The sequence below is a fragment of the Croceicoccus mobilis genome (genome assembly GCF_001661965.1).
In the GTDB taxonomy this organism is placed as follows: Bacteria; Pseudomonadota; Alphaproteobacteria; order Sphingomonadales; family Sphingomonadaceae; genus Croceicoccus; species Croceicoccus mobilis.
Genome location: NZ_LYWZ01000022.1, coordinates 855,068 through 875,106, shown reverse-complemented (window position 1 = coordinate 875,106; position 20,039 = coordinate 855,068). Strand labels below are relative to the sequence as shown.

Sequence of the window (20,039 nt, the reverse complement as noted above, 5' to 3'; positions counted from 1 at the left end):
AGCTACCCCTTATCGCCGTGTTTTCGTTCATTTTAAGCGCGTTCCATGGGTTGAATGTTGCGCGTGCGAATGGCATGTTCCCTTTCGTCCGCATGACATGCGCTCGGTTTGGATCTGGGGGGGCCCGGTTTGGATGAGAGGTCACGGCGCGGATGCCAATGGGGTCGCAGCCACGGCAAGCGGGTGAATGCGAATGATCAGATCGGAACTCGTCCAGACTCTCTCCAAGGAAAATCCCGAGCTTCGGCCCGAGGAAGTGGAGCAGGTCGTCAATACTTTCTTCGACGCCATTACCGAGCGTCTGGCCCAGGGCGGCCGGGTCGAACTGCGCGGTTTCGGCGCTTTTTCGACGCGTGAGCGCGCAGCGCGCGCAGGCCGCAATCCGCGCACCGGCGAAACGGTCGAGGTGCCGGGCAAGAAGGTCCCCTATTTCAAGGCGGGCAAGGAAATGCGCGAGCGCCTTAACCCCTGACGGGGCAGGCAGCGCAGCCCTTCTCCTTCAAAAGCTGCGGTTTAACGGCGGGCGCCATATTGCGCCTGCCTTGTCGCGCGCCTAATCAGCGTGCCGCCGGCCCATGGGGCCGATCGCGATGCGGACGTGGCGGAATGGTAGACGCCGGGGACTTAAAATCCCCTGATCCTTGATCGTGTGGGTTCGAGTCCCACCGTCCGCACCATCTCGCGACCGCTCGCGATGCGCTTCGATTCGCGCCGCAGAGGCAAAGCCTTGGTAAAAAATCTCGCGCTCAGTCCTGCGTATAATTTCGCGGTTTAGCGAACGGCTCTTTAACCACTCCCGATTTATCCTGCGAAGCGTGGAGGATCAGGCCCTTATACCAACTGCCTGATCCGCGTGCGGAAACGTAAGGAATCTGGCGTGAGCGATCTGGGTCAACACAGCAGTTTCGGCGAAGCGATCGCCAGCCATGCGGAGCGCAGGAGCGAACAGCGCTTCCCCATCATCCGCACGGCCAAGCTGATCTATGACGATGTCGAGATGCCCTGCGTCCTGCGCGATATTTCCAATTCGGCCCTGCGCGTGCGCATCTATGAACCGCTGCAACCGGGCACGGCGCCGATCCGCCTCGAATTCGGCGACGGCGATGCGCATCACGTCGAACTGGTCTGGCAGCGCGATGGCCATGCCGGCCTTCGCTTCCCCGAATTCGCGGATTTGCGGGCGCTGGTGGGCGAAAAGGGGCCATTCCAGAAACGTGCGATCCGCATTGCGGTCGAACTGCCCTCTGCGGTTTCCATGCTCGGCACCAAGCATGATGTCGTGATCAAGGACATTTCGCATCAGGGCGCGCGCATCGAATGCGAACACCCGCTCGCAATGGACCAGCAACTGCGCATCGCGATCCCGTCGCTGGGCGAAGTCTACGCCGTCGTGCGCTGGCGCGATCATCCGCATTACGGACTCGCCTTTGTCGAGACGTTCCGGTTCGAGGAAATCGCCCATATGGCAGGCAACCTTCAGGCCCTGTCGCGCGTCTGGCGCAAGGGACGCCCTTCGCAGCGAATCGTGCGCCCCGAACCGCCCGCACCGCGCGCGGTCAACGGCTGACCATCAAAGTTAACGCGAACTCCGCCCCGACGCGTGGGGCGTTAACGACCCCTTAGCCATTTTCGGTCAGGATTTCCTTGGGTCCACCGCTCAGGACCTGCCGACTCAGGGGGCTTCGTGAATATTTCCGCCACACCATCGCGCCAGCCAAGCGAGCTTAGCGTTGATGTCGTCATCATCGGTGCAGGCCCTGCAGGGCTGACCGCGGGCTACCTGCTTTCCAAGGCCGGCAAGTCCGTCGCGATCATCGAGAAGGACGAGACCTATGTCGGCGGCATCAGCCGCACGGTGGAACACGAGGGCTATCGCTTCGACATCGGCGGGCACCGCTTCTTCTCGAAATCGAAGGCCGTGGTCGATCTGTGGAACGAGATCCTGCCCGACGACTTCATTTCGCGCCCGCGGATGAGCCGGATCTATTACGAGGGCAAGTTCTACAGCTATCCGCTGCGCGCGTTCGAGGCGCTTCGCAACCTGGGGCTTTTCCGCTCGACCATGTGCATGGCAAGCTTCGCCTATGCGCAGGTTTTCCCGCGCAAGCAGGTGAAGAGCTTCGAGGACTGGACCATCAACCAGTTCGGCAAAAAGCTCTACTCGATCTTCTTCAAGACCTACACCGAGAAGGTGTGGGGCATGCCCTGCGACGAGATGAGCAGCGATTGGGCGGCACAGCGCATCAAGGGCCTGTCCCTGTGGGGCGCGGTCACCGATGGGCTGAAACGTTCGCTGGGCCTCAATAAAAAGCCCAATAACGGCATGCAGGCGAAAACCCTGCTGGAGGAATTCCGCTATCCGCGCCTTGGTCCCGGCATGATGTGGGATGCTGCGCGCGATCATGTCGTGGCGGCTGGCAACAAGGTGCTGATGGGGCATGCCCTGAAGCAGCTGGCATCCGACGGCCAGGGCGGCTGGCGGCTGGAAGCCACGCTTCCCGACGGGAGCGAGCGCGTGATTCGCGCCGCCCACGCGATCAGCAGCGCCCCGATGAAGGAACTTGCCGCGCGCCTGTCGCCCGTGCCCGAATCGGTGCTGGACGCCAGCGGCCTCAAATATCGCGACTTCCTGACCGTGGCGCTCAAGATCAAGAGCGAGGACCTGTTCCCCGACAACTGGATCTACATACACGATTCGAAGGTGCAGGTGGGCCGCATCCAGAACTTCCGTTCGTGGTCGCCCGAAATGGTGCCCGACAGCACCGTCGCCTGTGTCGGCCTCGAATATTTCTGTTTCGAGGGCGATGGCCTGTGGGCGTCGGGCGACGATGAACTCGTCGCACTGGCGACGAAGGAAATGGCGATCCTCGGCCTGTGCGATCCGAAAGACGTGATCGGCGGCACCGTCGTGCGTCAGGAAAAGGCCTATCCGGTCTATGACGAGGAATATGCCGATCGTGTGCAGGCCATGCGCGAGGAGCTGGAAGCCAAGCACCCGACGCTGCATCTGGTCGGCCGCAACGGCATGCATCGCTATAACAACCAGGACCATGCGATGATGACCGCGATGCTCACGGTTGAGAATATCCTGGCCGAGGCGCGCATCTATGACACATGGTGCGTGAACGAGGACGCGGAATATCACGAGGCCGGGCGCGAAGGCGAAGAACCCGCCTTCCCGCAGCATGTCGGCACCGCCGAAGACCGCGCCGCTGCGCTTGCTTCGATGCGCGCGGTTCCGACCCGCGTTACCGCGGAGCGCGAACCCGTCGAAGCCGGGAGGGACGCTGCGTGATCTCCCTTCCTTCGATCCAGATGCGCGAGATCCGCCGCTTCGCCGCCTATGGGCTGGCCAGCGTGGTCGCGCTCGGGGTCGACATGGCGGGATACATGGCGCTGCTTGCCAGCGGCATGGCCGCGCCGCTGGCAGCCGTGGCAGGCTATTCGCTGGGTATCGTCGCGCATTGGCTGGCATCGAGCCGAGTCGTATTCGCCAATCGCGTCGCCGATGCCGGGCGCCCGCGTTCGGTGCAGAAAGGGCTGTTCATCGCGTCGGCCCTGGTCGGGCTGGGACTGACATGGGTGATCGTGTCGGTCGCGGTCGACGCGGGCATCGACGCGCGGATTGCCAAGTTGTGCGCCGTCGGCACCAGCTTCATCGCGACATTCCTGCTTCGCCTTCGCTTTGTCTTTACGCTGCGACACGCACCCGTGCTGGCACGGGCAACAGGGGATAGCGCGCGGTGATCGGGGAACGCCGCCGCCCGGTTCTCGAAAGGGAACTCATTGTCCGGGTCGCGCTGGCCTGGGCGCTGATGGCGGTGCTGCTTCCATTGACCGCGATTCCGATGATCTGGAATCGCCAATTCGCCGATGGCGACGACATCATGCGCCTGATCCAGGTGCGTGACTGGCTCGCGGGGCAAAGCTGGTTCGATGTGACCCAGCACCGGATCGACGCGCCCTTTGGCGCGGTGATGCACTGGTCGCGTCTGGTAGACGTACCACTGGCCATGATCGTCTGGCCGCTGTCACCCATCATCGGGCAGGCCGCGGCAGAGCAGGTCGCCGCCGTGCTGGTCCCGCTTCTTACCCTGTTTGTCGTCATGTTGCTGATCGGGCGCATGGCATGGCGGCTGTTCGACGAAGAGGCGACCACGCTTGCCTGCATCGTTGTCGCGCTCTCCGCCCCGCTGCTTTACCAGCTGCGCCCGATGCGGATCGACCATCACGGCTGGCAGATCGCCTGCGCCCTGCTCGCAGTCAATGCGCTGATGGCCCGCGATGCGCGGCGCGGCGGCTGGATCGCCGGGGCGGCGCTGGCGCTTTGGCTCTCGATCTCGATGGAGGCGATGCCGATGGTGATCGCCATCTGCGGTATCGCGCTTGTCCGCTGGCTGCGCTGCTGGGGCGACCGGCAATGGCTGGTCTCGATCCTGCAATCGCTCGCCATGTGTTCGGGCGCGCTCTATCTGCTGACCCATGGCACTGCCGCAGGCGGAGAGCTTTGCGATGCGATTGCGCCTGCTCACCTCGCCGCGCTGGGCGTAATGGCGCTGGGCGCCACCGGCCTTGGGCGGGTAGAGGTGTCGCGCCCGTGGCTCTTCGTCATGCTGGTGCTCGGCTCCACCGGCCTCGCCTCGGTGCTCGTGCTGCTGCAGATCGCGCCGCAATGCGCTGGCGGCAGCTTTGGCGGGATGGATCAGGTCGCGCATGACATGTGGCTCGCCAATGTTTCCGAAAGTAAGCCGATCTGGGATCATCCGCTCGACCTGACGGTGCAGATCCTCCTGCCGCCGGTGCTGGCCATCATCGTGTGTTTGCGCCTTGCGATGCAGAGCGGCGCGTGGCTGCATCGCTGGCACCTGGAATATGCGGCGCTGATTGCGGCGGCGATGATCTTTGCGATTGCGCTTCCGCGTTCCTGCGGCGTGGTGATCGGCCTTGCCGCCGTGCCGCTGGGCTATCAGCTGCGCTTGTGGCTGCGGTCGCTGCGCACGCTGCACAAGCCGCGCAAGCAGGCGATGGCGGTGGCCGGCATCGTCGCGGCCCTGCTCCCCGCCCTGCCCCTGACGCTGCTGATGCAGGCGGCCCCGGCCCAATCGGCTGCACCTGCCGATGCTACTTTAGCGCAAAACAGCGCATGCGATCTGGATGCGGCCCTGCCCGCCATCGGCGGCAAAGCTGCGACCATTCTCGCCCCCATCGACATGGGACCTGCGATCCTGCTCGACAGCCCGCACAGCGTCGTCGCCACCGCCCATCACCGCGCTCATCGGGGCATTGGCGATACGATCCGCTTCTTCACCGGCGATGAGGATCAGGCCCGCGCCATCCTGGCCAGCCGCAAGGTCGGTTATGTGATGCTCTGCCCCTCAATGCGGGAAATGGAATTCTATCGCGCGCAGGGTAAGGCGAATTTCGCCCAGCGCCTGACCGATGGCGACGCGCCCGACTGGCTGATGCCGATCGAGGGCCATGCCCCCAACGGCATGAAGCTCTGGCGCGTAATCGGCTAGCGCCCGCCTTAGGCCGCCTTAGCCGTGCAGACGCTGCAGGTGCCGCGCAGTTCGACGACGGTCCGCAAATCCGTAAACCCCGCTTCGCCTGCCGCACCGCGCAGGCCATCGGTCAGCCGATCGTCGTCTATATGCTCGGCCTTGCCGCAGATGTCGCAGATCAGGAAGATACAGTCATGGCGGCAACCGGGATGGCGATTGACCAGATAGGCATTCGCGCTCTCGATCCGGTTGGCAAGATTGGTACGCACGAACAGGTCGAGGATGCGATAGATGCTGTTGGGCGCCACGCGCTTGCCCCGCACGCGGGTCAGTTCGTCCGCGATGTCATAGGCAGACGCCGGGGCATCGTTTCGCATCAGCTGTTCAAAGACGGCGGCGCGCATGTCGGTCCATTGTTCACCCGCATCGGTCAGCGCGCTGCGCGCCGCGCGCAGCAGGGCCTGGCCCGAATGTTCTTCGTGCCCATGGGTTTCGTCGGCGCAGCTGTGAAGGTGCGGATTCAATTCGGCTTGCGTCATCACGTCTTTGAGATATTGCTGTCGGGCCGATCATACAAGCGTGCAGCACGTGCGCGCCTGTGAAGATCGTTTTGCAAATGGTGCGGAAGTTTGCAGATGGTCCACTCTATACTCGCGCTGGTCGCCCTTACATCTCTTGCCGTGGTCGATGCTCCGCTAGAGCAGGCCATCAGTGCGCGCGATGCGCAGACGCTGCGCTGCATCGCGGCGATCGACGTGGTGGCAGGCTGGGGCATCGACGATCCGGTGCGCCGCGCAGGCGCCCGCGATCAGCTGGTCAGTCAGCTGGAAAGCAGTAACGCGATGGCGCAGCTCGAATCCCATGCCCTGCGTCTTCAGGGCGAAGAGCTGCAAAAGGCTCTGGACGATTGCCAGACGATGAGCGCGGTTCAGCACAAGCCCGGCTGACCCGTCAGCCTTTTACGAATTTCGCTCGATAGAGCGAGGGAAACAATTCCCTCAGCCCCTTCACCTTGGGCGCGTCCCAGCGCTGGATATAGGCATGGCGCGGGTTCTTCAGCATGAAGTCCTGATGGTATCTTTCCGCCGGATAGAATGTCTTGGGGCTTTCGATCTTCGTCACGATAGCCCCGCGCCACAGATCTGCGCGCGATAATTGCGCCAGATAGGCGCGGGCCACCTGTTCCTGCCCCTTGTCCATCGGCACGAGCGCGCTGCGATACTGGCTGCCGGTGTCCGGCCCCTGCCGGTTAAGCTGGGTGGGATCGGCAACGACCGCGAAAAAGATCTGCAGCAATTGATCATAGCGGATCTTGGCAGGGTCATAGGTGACCCGCACCGCCTCGGCATGGCGGGTCCGGCCAGAGCTGACGGCCCGGTAATCGGCATCGGCCCTTGTGCCGCCGTGATAGCCCGACACAGCGCTGGTCACGCCATCGACATGGCTGAACACGCCCTCAACGCCCCAGAAACAGCCGCCAGCGAAAATGGCGGTCTTCAACCCGCCGCTTTCCTGCGATTCGACGCGGGCAGCGGGGGTTTTCACGATGTCCTCTGCCAGAGCGGGCGATGCCGCACCGGCAAGCAGGGCGATAGGGGCAAAAAGGGAAAATGCGCGTTTCATGGCGCGCATCATAGCAGGCGTTGATGAACCTGCGATTTGTCGCTTCAGTTTCGAAGGATCAGAAGATCGCGGCAAACGCCTGCGGGATGAGCGGCAGGCCCGTCACCGCGAACAACCCGCCCGCACCGATTGCGAAACCGATGGAAAGATGGCGGATCATGTCCTTGTCGACGATGCTCATGGTCAGATTCTCTTGGATGCGTTCACTATGGTTAAGGGCAGTAAAGCATAACCCTTGAAGAAAGCGTGAATGTGCCTGTCGTCCGGGGTTCAGGAAAGTCGCGGCTTGTCGCGTCCTGTACCCCGGAAAACCTGGTCCCGATGACTGCCGATCAATGGCGGAAGTGGCGCATTCCGGTGAAGACCATGGCAAGGCCCTTTTCATCGGCGGCGGCGATCACTTCCTCGTCGCGGATGGAACCGCCCGGCTGGATGACCGCGGTCGCACCCGCCTCTGCCGCCGACAGCAGGCCGTCGGCAAAGGGGAAGAACGCATCCGAAGCCACCGCGCTGCCCACGGTCATCGGCTGCGCCCAGCCATGGGTCTCTGCCGCTTCGGCAGCCTTGGCGGCGGCGATGCGCGCCGAATCGCGGCGGTTCATCTGGCCTGCGCCAATCCCTGCGGTCTGGCCGTCCTTTACATAGACGATGGCGTTCGACTTCACGTGACGCGCCACGGTCCATGCGAACAGGCAGTCCTTCAGCTCCTGATCGGTCGGTTCGCGCTTGGTCACGACCTTGAGGTCCTTGGGATCGACATGGGCGTAGTCGCGCTCCTGCTGCAGGATGCCGCCCGCGATCACGGTAACGGTCTGGCCCCGGCGGCGCGGGTCCGGCAGTCCCGGCACGATCAGCAGGCGCAAGTTCTTCTTCTTGGCGAAAATCGCCTTTGCCGCATCGTCCGCACCCGGCGCGACGACGACCTCGGTGAAGATCTTGGTGATTTTTTCGGCAGTCGCCGCATCGAGCGGACGGTTGCAGCACACGATGCCGCCGAAGGCCGAGACGGAATCGCAGGCAAGCGCCTTGTCCCACGCCTCGTCCAGCGTCTCGCCCACGGCGACGCCGCAAGGGTTGGCGTGCTTCACGATCACAACAGTCGGCGGGCCGTCGCGGAATTCAGCCAGCAGCTCCAGCGCGGCATTGGCGTCATTGTAATTATTGTATGAAAGTTCCTTGCCCTGCAGCTGCTCGGCCTGCGGGAGGCCAACCGTGTGCGGGCCTTCGGGTAGATAGAGCGCAGCCTGCTGGTGCGGGTTTTCGCCATAACGCAGCGTCGACACCAGCTTCGCCGCCATCGCGCGGCGCGGCGGGAAGGTCAGCTGCTGGTCGGCATAGGCGAACCATTGGCTGATCGCCGCGTCATAGGCTGCGGTCGCGGCATAGGCCTTGGCCGCCAACATCTTGCGGAAGTCATAGCCGGTCGCCCCCTCGCCCGCGTCGAGCTCGGTGATGAGCGCGGGGTAATCGGCGGGATCGGTAAGGATCGAGACAAAGGCATGGTTCTTCGCCGCCGAACGCACCATCGAGGGGCCGCCGATGTCGATGTTCTCGATGATCTCTTCGCGGCTCGCGCCCTTGGCGACGGTCTGCTGGAAGGGGTAGAGGTTGACGACGACGACATCGATCGCACCAATCGCGTGCTCTTCCATCGCGGCAGCATGTTCGGGATTGTCGCGCACGGCCAAAAGGCCGCCGTGTACCTTGGGGTGGAGCGTCTTGACGCGGCCATCCATCATTTCCGGAAAACCGGTAAGGTAGGAGACGTCCTTTACCTCAAGGCCCGCATCGCGCAGCGCCTTGGCCGTGCCGCCGGTGGACACCAGCTCCACATTGCGCGCGGCAAGCGCCTTCCCCAGATCGACAAGTCCGGTCTTGTCGGAAACGGACAGCAGGGCGCGGCGAACGGGAACGGGCTTTTCCATGGGACGGGTCTTTCGTGCGGGCGGCGCTTATTCGCGCACAGGGACTGTGCCCGCGCGCTTACGGCGGGAAGGCCCGCGCTTCAACCCGGCTTTCGACAGGAAATTCGGCAGATTTGCCCGTTTCGGCCCGATCGGCCCATTCTGCCCAATCAACCCGTTCTGCCCAATCAACCCATTCTGCGAAGCGACCAGTGGATCATCCCGCCTTCGCGGCCCACATCGCCTGTCACCACCAGCTGCAACACCTGCCGCGGATGACCACCTTCATCGACCCAGAGGCTGTCCTCTATGCCAAGGCCAACGCCATTATCCGCACCATCGACACGGAACTGCCAATAGCTGCCATCAGCCAGCGCCAGCATCGCGCCGCTGCCGCCGCTTTCGGTCTGCACCACGTGATCGGCAGCAACGCGCGGGCCAAGGTGAAAGCGGATCGCAAAGGGATGGCTGCCGCGACGCGCCTTTTTCCCGCGCGGCATCAGCGCATCCTGCCCTTCGAGGATATGGCCATTGTCGGCCAGCGCCAGCCGCCGTTCGTGGAACAGGCCGTGGCGCGAGACATAGCCGTCATGGCTGGCGATCATGATATGCGCGCCATCGGCCCGTTCGCGGTCGAAGATGACCGATTTGACGCCGCTGCCCAGCCGGCCGTTCGGTTCGACCGCTGTGGAATCGGCCTCGCCCAGCACGAGTGTCGAATGGGCGGCGGTGGAGCGCAGACCCTCCTCGATCCGGCGCGGGACCGCGCCGCCGGCAAGCGACGCGCCGCCGCAATTGACGATGATGCGTTCGGCACCGTGGCTGAATTCGATGGCAAGCGTCGAAGCACAGCCGCCATTGGCTTCGCGGCCCGCAGGCGGGGGCGCGGCGTCGAATTGCAGCACCGCCTGTTTCGCGGCCAGCCGCTGATAGCCCCAGTGCCCGGCATCGCGCAGCGGGCGGGCGCGCGGATCGGCAGCCTCGCACAATGTCAGCAGGCGGCGCGCATCCATCGGCGCGCAGCCTTGCCAGCTGCCCAGCGTGCCATCGGCATGCGCCAGCGCCAGCAGCGGCGGCGTCATCAGCTGTAGCATCACCTCGATCTGCTGCGGCGGATCGCGGCGGCAGGCGCGATAGCATGCGACAAGGCGCAGCAGGGCGGTGATCGTATCGACCTGGTCGTTGGGGCTGCGCGACAGCATGCCCCCGTCTTCGCCCACGGCATCGCCCAGCACATCGATCAGCCCGGCTTCGCCATACAGGCGCCGCGGCTTGCCATCGGGCAGCAGCAGGCCCGCAGCGGTCAGCGCGGTCCATGCCGGAATAGCCTCATGCGCGGGCAGTCGGCGGCGCAGCTGGCGATCGAGCCAGAGCGCGCCTTCATTGATCTGTCGCAGCACGCCTGCGCGGAACGACCGGTCGGTACCCGACAGGATCAGCGGCGCATGCACCAGCCACATCAAGAGGCGCTGCCCGGCAAGCCCCGGCGTCCAGCCCGGCCCTTCGCCGATGGCGGGATTCGCCAGCATCCAGCGGCGCAATATGTCCTCGGCCACGGGCGCGACCTTGTCGCGGGTGCCTGCCGCTTCCAGATCCGGCAGCCAGGTAAACCCGTGGATCGCCCGCGCGATCGGCGGGGCGAGCTTGGCCGAACCAAAATCGAGATTCTCGATCGAAAGCCGCTTGCCCGCGATCAGGAAATGCCCAGCGCGCAGCGCCATGCCGCCCGGACGTTCGCCCGGCAGCGGTTCGGCCACGGTCGCCAGCAGGCGCAGGCGCGACGGTTTGTGGAACGGGCGCACCAGATTGCGCGCCGAAACGCCGCGCGCATACAGGAAACGCTGCGCCTTCTCGATCAGGCCGAGGCGCGGCGCCGACAATTCGGCAAGGCTGATTTCCGTATCCCGCGCCGAAGACGATGGGGGCGCGGAAGGCGGCGGACCGGATTCGTCCGCGCCCGCCGGTTCATCCTCCACCCAGCCGCCATCGCCGCCCTGTCCCATCAGCGGGATGCCCCGGCCCGACGCAGGGCGCGCGGCACGGCCGGCGCGATGCTCCGCATTGCGCAGGACGTCTTCACGCAGCCTTGTGGGGTCAAATGCCATGAGGGGTTCAACCCTCCCCCTTCAGCGCGGCGATATTGGCCGCATATTGCGACGGCCCGCCCTTGAACGTGGCCGAGCCTGCGACCAGCACGTCCGCGCCCGCATCGACGCACAGCCGCGCGGTTTCGGCATTCACGCCGCCATCGACTTCCAGATGGATGTCGCGGCTGGTCTTGTCGATCATCTTCCTGACCGCCTCGATCTTCTTCAGCTGCGAATGGATAAAGCTTTGCCCGCCGAAGCCGGGATTAACGCTCATCACCAGCACGAGATCGATATCGTCGATCAGATAGTCGAGCATCTTCGCAGGTGTCGCCGGATTGAGCGAGATGCCCGCCTTCTTGCCCAGCCCCTTGATCGCCTGGACCGTGCGGTGGATGTGCGGCCCCGCTTCGGGATGGACGGTGATGATGTCCGCGCCGGCGTTTGCGAAGTCTTCGAGATACTGGTCGATCGGGCTGATCATCAGGTGCACGTCGAAAGTCTTTGCCGAATGCGGGCGCAGCGCTTTCACCACGGCGGGGCCGATGGTGATATTGGGCACGAAATGCCCGTCCATGACATCGACGTGGACCCAATCGGCCCCTGCCTCGTCGATGGCGCGGACCTCTTCACCGAGCTTTGCGAAATCGGCCGAGAGGATGGATGGTGAGATGAGCGGTTTTGCCATGAATCGGCAGTAATCCACAGCGGGCCACGGCAACAAGCAAGACCTGCCTATTTTCCACACGGCCCGACGCTTTCGTACCGCCAAGGGACAGGTTTAATAGCCCAGCCGGGCCATAATCGCGCCTGCCCGTGAAGCATTCGCAAAGCCGCGCGCAATCTCGGCGGGTGCCAAGACGGGTAATTCGGGGTAACACCCGTTTTCGATGCACCGGAACCGCCCATGATCCACGCCGCCATCACGCTGTTGCGCAGCCTGCCGCCGGGTCGGCTTGCCATGCTGTTCGCGCTGATGCTGGCCGCTGCGCTGAGCGAGGGCGTGGGGCTGCTAATGCTGGTACCGATGCTCTCGCTGTTGTCGGGCGGCGAGAGCGTGGCGGCGGGCTTGCCGGGCTGGGCCGCCGGGCTGGTGCCGGCCATGGCCGATGGGCCGGGAATTGCCGGGCTACTGGGGATTTTCGTCGCCTTGGTGGCGGCGCGCGCTGTCCTTACCTTCCGGCTGGGCGTGCTGCAGATGCAGATTCAGCACCGGCTGGTCGATGAATGGCGCATGCGCATTCTGGATGGGCTGCTGGCGGCGGGATGGCGCAGGCTGGCCCAGATGCGGCAGGCGGCGAATGCCAGCGTGCTGATCACGCAGGTCGATAATATCGGTGACGGCTTCGGACGCCTGCTGCTGCTTGTGACCAGCGCTGTGACATTGGCGGTGATCTGGGCAGCCGCCATCGCGCTGTCCCCGCTGGTCGCGCTGATCGCGGCGCTGGGCGGGCTGGCGGTTCTGGCCCTGTTCGCGCGGCTGCGGCGCCATGCCCATGCGATGGGCACCCATGTCATCGACCAATACGAAACGCTGCAGGGCGAAGCGCAGGAAACGCTGGGCGCATTGCGGCTGATCAAGACGCATGGGCGCGAGAATTCCGTATCTGGCCGATTTGCGCAGGCGGTGCGTCGCCTTCGGCAGGCGCAGATCGCGTTTCTTTCATCATCGACCGGCAGCCGCGCGGCACTGCAGTCGGGCGGCGCGCTGGTGCTGGCGCTGGTGGTGTGGACCGCGTGGTCGCGGGGGCTGGCGCTTGCCGTGCTGCTGCCGCTGGTGGTGCTGTTCGCGCGCTCGGTTCCGCTTTTGAATTCGCTGCAGGCAGGATTGCAGCAATGGGCGCATGTGCTGCCCGCGATCCAGCGGGCCGAAACCCTGCTGGCGCAGCTGGCCGATGCCCGCGAGCCAGAAGCCGAGCCTTCCATGGTCGCCCGACCGGAGCGCGAGATCGCCTTGCACAACGTGTCGCTTGTCCATGCCGATCGAGGCGTGCCCGCGCTCGACGATGTCTCGCTGGTGTTGCCGGTCGGCACGATGACGGCGCTGGTCGGGCCATCGGGCGCGGGCAAGACAAGCGTGGCGGATCTGTTCGGCGCGCTGTTCGCACCCGATTCGGGCACGCTGTCGATCGATGGCGGCGCGCTCACCGGCGGGGCGCTCACCGGTTGGCGCAGACAGGTCGCCTATCTGCATCAGGAGCCGGTGTTGTTCCACATGACGATCCGCGACAACCTGCTCTGGGCCGTGCCAGAGGCCGATGACGCGGCGCTGGAAGCGGCATTGCGGGCGGCATCGGCGGAATTCGTCCTGTCCCTGCCCGGCGGGATGGACACCATGGTCGGCGATGCCGGGCGCAGGCTTTCGGGCGGTGAGCGCCAACGCATCGCACTTGCCCGCGCCTTGCTTTCCGATCCGGCGCTGCTGATCCTCGACGAGGCGACAAGCGCATTGGACACCGGGAACGAGGCTGCCATCGCCCGCGCGGTGGCGGGAATGCGCGAGGGCCGCACCATACTGGTCATCAGCCATCGCGGCGCACTGACCGACATGGCCGACCGCATCGTCACATTGTGCGAAGGCCGCGTTGAAAGCGTGAGCGAATGTTGAATGGCGAATTCAGTCGCTATTCACTGCCCATATGCGAATTACTCACCTGAAATGACGCGGACCGGCCTGTCGCTTGATCCGTGCCACGGCGGTCCCATCTGGTCGCTGAACTTTTCCATTCATTACTCGGACGCTTACGCAATGAACGCAAACGACACACTGCATCGCCGCCTGCGAAAAACCGCAGGGAATGTCGCGGCCGCGCTCGCGCTGGGCTCTGCGGGCCTGATTGCCGCCACGCCTGCCCATGCGGCCCCGGCGGGTTGTGAAGGCGACACCAGCGGCAAGAGCTGGGTCTTTCTGGAAGCCAACGGCATTCGCAATTCGAACGGCTGGCTGACCGTGAAGATCTACAACAACTCCGACGATTTCCTGGGATCGGGCGGTTCGATGGACGTGATCCGCGTGCCCGCGAGACCGGGCAACCAGCGCGTGTGCATGAAGCTGCCCGCCAATGGAAACTACGCCTTCTTCGTCTATCACGACGAGGACAAGGACAAGAAGCTGAACTTCAACTTCCTGAAGATGAGCCCGACCGAGGGCGGCGGCTTTTCGAACAATCCCGACATGGGCCGCATCCACCGCCCGAGCTGGGGCGAAACGGCAATCAAGATCAGCCGTCCGGGCCTCGCCACGCGGGTGAATGTCAAATACCCGTAAGGGCCTGATGATGCTGGGGGTGCTTGGCGAGGGATGGGGGCCGTGTTAGCCCTGTTCTCATGAACCTTCACCCCTCGCCCCCGCTTCCCGGCACCATCGCCGACGCCGCCGAGGCGATCGCGCCCGACATCATCGCGCTGCGCCGCGCGATCCATGCCGATCCGGAACTGGGGCTACAGACGCCGCGCACGCTGGAGAAAGTGCGCGCCGCCCTTGCCGACCTGCCACTTGAATGGCGCACTGGCCCGCAGACCACCGGCGCAGTCGCCGTATTGAAAGGCCGCGGCCCCGGCCGGCGCGTCGTGCTTCGCGGCGACATGGACGCGCTGCCCCTGGCCGAGGAGACCGGCCTCCCCTTCGCATCTGAAAGACAGGGCCGCATGCATGCCTGCGGCCACGACGGGCACACCGCCATGCTGGTGGGCGCGGCCCGCGTGCTGGCCGATCGCTGCGACAGTTTCGACGGCGAAATCTGGCTGATGTTCCAGCCGGGCGAGGAAGGCTTTGGCGGCGGCCGCATGATGATCGAGGATGGGCTCCTCACCGATGAAAACGGCCCGCCTGACGCGTGCTTCGCACTCCACGTCATGCCGAATGCGAAACATGGTGAGATCGCCTGCCGTCCGGGCCCGCTGATGGCGGCCTCCGATGGCCTCAATATCGTGGTGAAGGGGGCTGGCGGCCATGCCTCCATGCCGCATGGCGCGGCCGATCCGCTGCCCGTCGCGTGTGAAATCGTGACCGCGATCCAGACCATGGTCACGCGCCAGTTCGACGCAGGCGACAGCGTCGTTGTATCGGTCACGATGATAGAGGCGGGCCATGCCGATAATGTCATCGCCGATACCTGCACCATGCGCGGCACCGTGCGCACCCTGACCGAAGAGACCCGCGCCAAGGTCGCCGCCAGCATAGCGCGGCTCGCCACGAATATCGCCGCCGCCCATGGCATGAGCGCCGAGGCGAAGGTCACGCGCAATTTCCCCGTCACCGCCAATGACCCGCGCGCCTTTAAGCTGGCCGAGACCGTGGTCGCCCGCGAATTCGGGGCCGAGCACTGGCACGCGCTCGCCCGCCCGCTGATGACGGCGGAGGATTTCAGCTATGCGCTGAACCATGCACCGGGCGCGATGCTGTTCCTTGGAGTCGCGCGCGAAGGGGACGACTGGTCGCAGTGCTGCGGCCTGCATTCCCCGCGCATGCATATGGATGAAAGCACCCTGCCGCGCGGCGCCGCCCTGCTGGCCGCGCTGGGGCTGGAAGTGCTGAACGAAGGCCTGCCCGAATGACCAACCCGACCAACATGCCCAAAATTTCGATCCAGAGGATCGAGCACGACATCAACGCCATCGCCCGCTTTGGCTTTAACGAGGATGACCGCGGCGTCTATCGCCAAGGCTTCAGCGAAAACGACATGGCCGCGCGCCAATGGCTGCGCGATCAGTTCGAGGCGCTTGGCGTGCCGCACCGCATGGATGGCGCGGGCAATGTCATCGGGCGCTTTGGCCCGGCGCACGATGATGGCGAGATACCGGCGGTGGTGATCGCCTCCCACCTCGACAGCGTGCCCGCGGGCGGCATTTTCGATGGCGTTCTGGGCGTGGTCGCAGGGCTGGAAGTGATCCGCACCATGAAGGATGCCGGGATCGAGCCGTCATATCCCATCGAGGTCATCGCCACGAGCGAGGAGGAAGGCCGTTTTGGCGGCATGCTGGGCGCGCAGGCGATGACCGGACATTTGACCCGCGAATGGCTGGAAAACGCCGCCGACGAACATGGGCTGGCGCTGAAAGACGCAATGGCAACCGCTGGCCTCGACTATTTGCAGGCGCTCCACGCCTATCGCCGCCCGGAATCGCTGCACGCCTTCCTGGAGCTGCATGTCGAACAGGGGCCGGTGCTCGATGTCGAGAAAACGACCATCGGCATCGTCGAGGGTATTTCCGGCGTCTTCAAATGGATGGTGAAGCTGAAGGGCAAGGCCGATCATGCCGGCACTGCCCCGATGCACCTGCGCAGCGACGCATTGATGGGCATGGTCGATTTCGCGCATGAAATCCCGCGCATCATCGATGAAGAAGGCACCGACAAGAGCCGCATCACCATCGGCCATGTCGCGCTGAAACCCGGTTTTCCGCACACCGTCCCGGGCGAAGCCGATTTCACCATCGTCGGGCGCGACCTTGACGAAGACGTCATGAAAAAGCTCGCCGATGCGTGCCGCAAGGTGCTGGAATCGATCTCGCGCCGCCATGGCCTGAAATTCGATTACGAACAGATGAGCTGGCTCGCCCCTGCCTATTGCAACGACGAGATCATCGCGATGGTGGAGCGCAACACGAAATCACTGGGCTACAGCTACAAGATCATGCCTTCGGGCGCGGGCCATGACGTGCAGTTCTTTACAGGGCTGACGCGCACCGGCCTGATCTTCGTGCCCAGCGTCAAGGGCATCAGCCACGCGCCCGATGAATGGACCCACTGGTCCGATATCGAACGCGGCGCGCAACTTTTGTGCAATTGTGCGCTCGAGCTGGCGTGCGGGGCGCAGCAAATCGCGCCACAGACCTTGCCAAGCGACGCCTGTTAACCGCCAAAGTTTCTGCAAAGGCAATAAAATTAACGCTGCGCGGGAACATGCTTTCCCGCTGACCGTATTCTGTATCGATCATTCGATCACAGGGGCAGCGGTTTGAGTGCGCGCACGCGCGTAAAATCTTTCCAAGACAATATTCCGGCGCCCCCTGACCAAAGGGGACTTCATGCAGAAAAACTTCGTTTTCGCCCGCCGGGCGTCCGTGCTTTCGGGTTGCGCGATGGCGGTGATCGCCTTTGCCGGCACGTCCAATGCTGCACTCGCAGAAGAATGCGTCATGCAAGATGCCGGCACCTCGACGACCAGCACGCAGGGCGCGACCAGCGGCGATGCGACCGACACGGCATGCGGCACCGATGCTGCAGCCGAGAACGGATATGCCACAGCGCTGGGATATGGATCTGTCGCCAATGTCGATTCGGGCAGCATAAGCGCGGATTACGTTGACGGTGCGACCGCGCTTGGCGCACAGGCCGTGGCCGTTGGCTATGACACCATCGCCGTCGGTAATGACGCGCGCGTCGGTTCGTTCGTTTCGAACGATGGCGAGACGATCACCTATGACTATGCCGATTTCGGCACCGCCGTCGGCGCGGACTCGCGCGTCAGCGCATCGTTCGGCACCGCCATCGGCAAGGTCGCAACCGCATCGGGCGAAGGGGCAAGCGCGATCGGTGCCTATGCAACCGCCAGCGGCCAGAACGCGATCGCATTCGGCACCGATGCCGACATAAACGACGGCAGCCGCGTTGGCGCGGATGCCAGCGGCACGAATTCCATCGCAGTCGGCACCAATGCCAGTGCAGCCAGCGACCAGTCGATGGCCATGGGCACCGGCGCATCGGTCGCGACCGCGTCAGACGACGCGATGGCCATCGGATCGGGTGCCAGCGCCAGCGGCATCAGCACCACCGCCATCGGCAACGACGCCACTACTTCGGGCGCGCGCAGCACCGCGATCGGCCTGCTGGCAGGCGCGACCGGCACCGAATCGGCGGCCATTGGCGGCCTTGCCAAGGCGACCGCTTCCAATTCCACCGCCATCGGCATCCGCAGCAAGGCGACCAGGGCCTATGCCACGGCGATCGGCGCAAGCGCCGTCGCCGGCGGCGGGCGCTCCACCGCGATCGGCGTTGCCGCAACGACCGGGGGCGAGGCTTCCAGTGCGATCGGCGCCTATGCGAACGCCGCCTATGCCCGCTCGACCGCCATCGGCTATGAAGCGACGACCACCGCATCCGATCAGGTCGCATTGGGGGGCGAAGGCTCTTCGGTGCAGATCGGCGACATCGATGCCTCGACCGCGGCGCAGGAAGGCCAGCTCTATTCCGTGACCGTCGATGACAGCGGCACGCTGGGCAAGGGCAGCGCGCTCGCCACTTCGCAGCAGGTGGCAGGGCTTGCGACCGAAATGCAGGCGGTGGCTGCCGTATCGGATGCGCAGTTCGCCGCGCTCCAGTCCGATGTCGATACGCTGTCCTACAAGCTCGACAATATCGACGAAAGCACGCGTGGCGGCATTGCTGCGGCGATGGCGCTGGGCGGCACGATGATCGTGCCCGACAGCACCGTTTCGGTCACGCTCAACGGCTCGACCTATCGCGGCGAGCAGGGCTTTGCCGGTTCGCTGGCGGCACGCGTCGCGCCGCGGATCTATGTTTCGGGCGGCATCGCCGGATCGACCGCAAAGAAGTCGACCGGTGGCCGCGTGGGCGTTGCGTTCGGTTTCTGATTTAGGCGGCTTCTGATTCAAGAGGTGCATCGGAGAGGATGCCCGAAGGGGCGGGCGGCCAAATGGTCGCCCGCCCCTTCATTCGTTCAGGCGAAGATTTCCACCATCTGCTGCCCTGCCAGCACCACGAACAGCAGCGCCGATCCGGCCAGCACCGCATTCGCCAGCCAGCCATTGCGCGCCTCTGGCGGAAGATCGCGCCGGTTCAGCAGCATCAGCAAAGTGATGGCGAGAAAGGGCATGAACAAAGCCCCGAAAGCGCCATAGAGCACCGCCAGCAGGAAGGGCCGTTCAAAGAACAGCAAAGCCATCGGCGGAAAGGTCAGCCACGCGGCATAGGCGCGAAAAGGCAGCGTGCTTTCCACCGGGCCATCGACGGCGGGGCGGTCGAAGAACTGGCCGTACCAGTCGGTGAAGAACAGGCTCATCCCGTGCCACACGCCCAGAACGGATGAAAAGGCGGTGGCGGCAAAGCCGATGAGAAAGGCGATGGCGACGGGCTGGCCCAGCCGCTCCTCCAGCACGCTCGACAAGTCGAGAAGCCCGCTGGCGCTGCCCTGCAATGCGATCCCCGCGCTATAGAGCAGTTCCGCCCCGACGATCAGCATGGCGACGACGAACACGCCCGTCAGCACATAGGCGAGCGCATTGTCGATCCGCATGACGCGCAGCCAGCCGGTGCCTTCCCAGCCCTTGGCCTGCACCCAATAGCCATAGGCCGCCGTCGTGACCGTGCCGCCCACCCCGCCGATCAGGCCCAGCGTGTAGAACAGCGATCCTTCCGGCAGCACCAGCGCCAGCCCCTTCAGCACTTGCGGCAGCGAAGGCGCCACGATGATGGCAAGGCCGACAATCACCACGAACATGATGCCGACCAGCACCTTCACCACGCTTTCCAGCCGTTCGTAGCGATTAAAGAACACGAAGGCGAAGCCGGCGAGCCCGACCAGGATCGCCCATCCCGTCAGCGGCAGCACCGGAAAGAGCGCGGCCAGCGGCAGCGCGGTCGCGCTCATCGCGGTGGCGCCATAGATGAAGCCCCAGATCACGACGTAAATGCCGAAATACCAGCCGGTCCAGCGCCCCAGCGACTGCCAGCCGGTCAGGATCGTCGATCCGGTGGCAAGGTGATAGCGCGCCGATCCTTCGGACAGCGCGATCTTGACGATGCAGCCGATAATCGCGGCCCACAAAAGCGCAAAGCCGAAACGCGATCCCGCGATCAAAGTCGCGACCAGATCGCCCGCGCCAACCCCGGTGGCGGCAACGACGATGCCCGGACCGATATGGCGCCAGGTGCCACCCGGCTTGCTGTCAGTATTGCTCAT

At 64.6% G+C, this 20,039-nt stretch carries 18 protein-coding genes and 1 tRNA gene; 12 read left to right on the top strand and 7 right to left on the bottom strand.

What is annotated here, in order from left to right; all coding sequences use genetic code 11:
* The first annotated feature begins 193 nt into the window (after positions 1 to 193).
* From A9D13_RS11755 to A9D13_RS11730, 6 genes are all read left to right on the top strand, one after another.
* Positions 194 to 472: an integration host factor subunit beta gene (locus A9D13_RS11755; RefSeq protein WP_066773696.1), complete on the top strand. Its 279-nt coding sequence runs from the start codon at positions 194 to 196 to the stop codon at positions 470 to 472.
* Between the two features lie 120 nt (positions 473 to 592).
* A tRNA-Leu gene (locus tag A9D13_RS11750) sits at positions 593 to 677 on the top strand.
* Positions 678 to 877: 200 nt separating this feature from the next.
* On the top strand, positions 878 to 1,567 hold the full coding sequence (locus tag A9D13_RS11745) for a PilZ domain-containing protein (RefSeq protein ID WP_066773694.1): 690 nt from the start codon (positions 878 to 880) through the stop codon (positions 1,565 to 1,567).
* Between the two features lie 123 nt (positions 1,568 to 1,690).
* Positions 1,691 to 3,295, top strand: a complete 1,605-nt coding sequence (locus A9D13_RS11740) for an NAD(P)/FAD-dependent oxidoreductase (RefSeq protein WP_172808168.1) — start codon at positions 1,691 to 1,693, stop codon at positions 3,293 to 3,295.
* Positions 3,292 to 3,747, top strand: a complete 456-nt coding sequence (locus A9D13_RS11735; protein WP_229665249.1) for a GtrA family protein — start codon at positions 3,292 to 3,294, stop codon at positions 3,745 to 3,747. The genes A9D13_RS11740 and A9D13_RS11735 overlap by 4 nt, the downstream gene beginning before the upstream one ends.
* A complete protein-coding gene (locus A9D13_RS11730) occupies positions 3,744 to 5,519 on the top strand; it encodes a hypothetical protein (protein WP_082922313.1) in 1,776 nt (591 codons plus the stop codon). The genes A9D13_RS11735 and A9D13_RS11730 overlap by 4 nt, the downstream gene beginning before the upstream one ends.
* Positions 5,520 to 5,527: 8 nt before the next feature.
* Here the strand turns inward: A9D13_RS11730 and A9D13_RS11725 are convergent, their stop codons facing one another.
* Positions 5,528 to 6,040, bottom strand: coding sequence for a Fur family transcriptional regulator (locus A9D13_RS11725; RefSeq protein ID WP_066773691.1), 513 nt, complete (start codon positions 6,038 to 6,040; stop codon positions 5,528 to 5,530).
* A 96-nt stretch (positions 6,041 to 6,136) separates the two neighbouring features.
* Here A9D13_RS11725 and A9D13_RS11720 point away from each other — a divergent pair, with 96 nt between their 5' ends.
* Positions 6,137 to 6,448 (top strand): hypothetical protein, encoded by a 312-nt coding sequence (locus A9D13_RS11720; protein ID WP_156522018.1) that lies wholly within the window; start codon positions 6,137 to 6,139, stop codon positions 6,446 to 6,448.
* 4 nt (positions 6,449 to 6,452) lie between these two features.
* Here A9D13_RS11720 and msrA read toward each other — a convergent pair whose 3' ends face one another.
* The 5 genes from msrA to rpe all read right to left on the bottom strand — a co-directional run bounded on the left by msrA (position 6,453) and on the right by rpe (position 11,803).
* A complete protein-coding gene (msrA, locus tag A9D13_RS11715; RefSeq protein ID WP_066774113.1) occupies positions 6,453 to 7,124 on the bottom strand; it encodes a peptide-methionine (S)-S-oxide reductase MsrA in 672 nt (223 codons plus the stop codon).
* Positions 7,125 to 7,182: 58 nt separating this feature from the next.
* Positions 7,183 to 7,305 (bottom strand): hypothetical protein, encoded by a 123-nt coding sequence (locus tag A9D13_RS21270; protein ID WP_268235785.1) that lies wholly within the window; start codon positions 7,303 to 7,305, stop codon positions 7,183 to 7,185.
* A gap of 151 nt (positions 7,306 to 7,456) precedes the next feature.
* On the bottom strand, positions 7,457 to 9,049 hold the full coding sequence (gene purH / locus A9D13_RS11710; protein ID WP_066773687.1) for a bifunctional phosphoribosylaminoimidazolecarboxamide formyltransferase/IMP cyclohydrolase: 1,593 nt from the start codon (positions 9,047 to 9,049) through the stop codon (positions 7,457 to 7,459).
* Positions 9,050 to 9,216: 167 nt separating this feature from the next.
* Positions 9,217 to 11,133 carry a heparinase II/III family protein gene (locus A9D13_RS11705; RefSeq protein ID WP_066773685.1) on the bottom strand — a complete coding sequence of 639 codons (1,917 nt, stop codon included), beginning with the start codon at positions 11,131 to 11,133 and terminating at the stop codon, positions 9,217 to 9,219.
* A gap of 7 nt (positions 11,134 to 11,140) precedes the next feature.
* Positions 11,141 to 11,803, bottom strand: a complete 663-nt coding sequence (gene rpe / locus A9D13_RS11700; RefSeq protein WP_066773682.1) for a ribulose-phosphate 3-epimerase — start codon at positions 11,801 to 11,803, stop codon at positions 11,141 to 11,143.
* A 219-nt stretch (positions 11,804 to 12,022) separates the two neighbouring features.
* On the opposite strand from rpe, the gene A9D13_RS11695 reads away from it, so the two are divergent.
* The 5 genes from A9D13_RS11695 (at position 12,023) to A9D13_RS11675 (ending at position 18,711) form a co-directional block, all read left to right on the top strand.
* On the top strand, positions 12,023 to 13,723 hold the full coding sequence (locus tag A9D13_RS11695; protein WP_082922311.1) for an ABC transporter ATP-binding protein: 1,701 nt from the start codon (positions 12,023 to 12,025) through the stop codon (positions 13,721 to 13,723).
* 141 nt (positions 13,724 to 13,864) lie between these two features.
* Positions 13,865 to 14,383: a DUF2141 domain-containing protein gene (locus tag A9D13_RS11690; protein WP_172808153.1), complete on the top strand. Its 519-nt coding sequence runs from the start codon at positions 13,865 to 13,867 to the stop codon at positions 14,381 to 14,383.
* Between the two features lie 59 nt (positions 14,384 to 14,442).
* Positions 14,443 to 15,672 carry a M20 metallopeptidase family protein gene (locus A9D13_RS11685; protein ID WP_066773678.1) on the top strand — a complete coding sequence of 410 codons (1,230 nt, stop codon included), beginning with the start codon at positions 14,443 to 14,445 and terminating at the stop codon, positions 15,670 to 15,672.
* On the top strand, positions 15,669 to 16,973 hold the full coding sequence (locus A9D13_RS11680; protein WP_229665247.1) for a Zn-dependent hydrolase: 1,305 nt from the start codon (positions 15,669 to 15,671) through the stop codon (positions 16,971 to 16,973). Before A9D13_RS11685 ends, A9D13_RS11680 begins: the two co-directional genes overlap by 4 nt.
* Before the next feature lie 172 nt (positions 16,974 to 17,145).
* The gene (locus tag A9D13_RS11675; protein ID WP_066773676.1) at positions 17,146 to 18,711 is read left to right on the top strand and encodes a YadA-like family protein; all 1,566 of its coding nucleotides are present in this window, start codon (positions 17,146 to 17,148) and stop codon (positions 18,709 to 18,711) included.
* Positions 18,712 to 18,797: 86 nt separating this feature from the next.
* Here A9D13_RS11675 and A9D13_RS11670 read toward each other — a convergent pair whose 3' ends face one another.
* Complete coding sequence (locus tag A9D13_RS11670; protein WP_066773671.1) at positions 18,798 to 20,039, bottom strand: Nramp family divalent metal transporter; 1,242 nt, start codon at positions 20,037 to 20,039, stop codon at positions 18,798 to 18,800.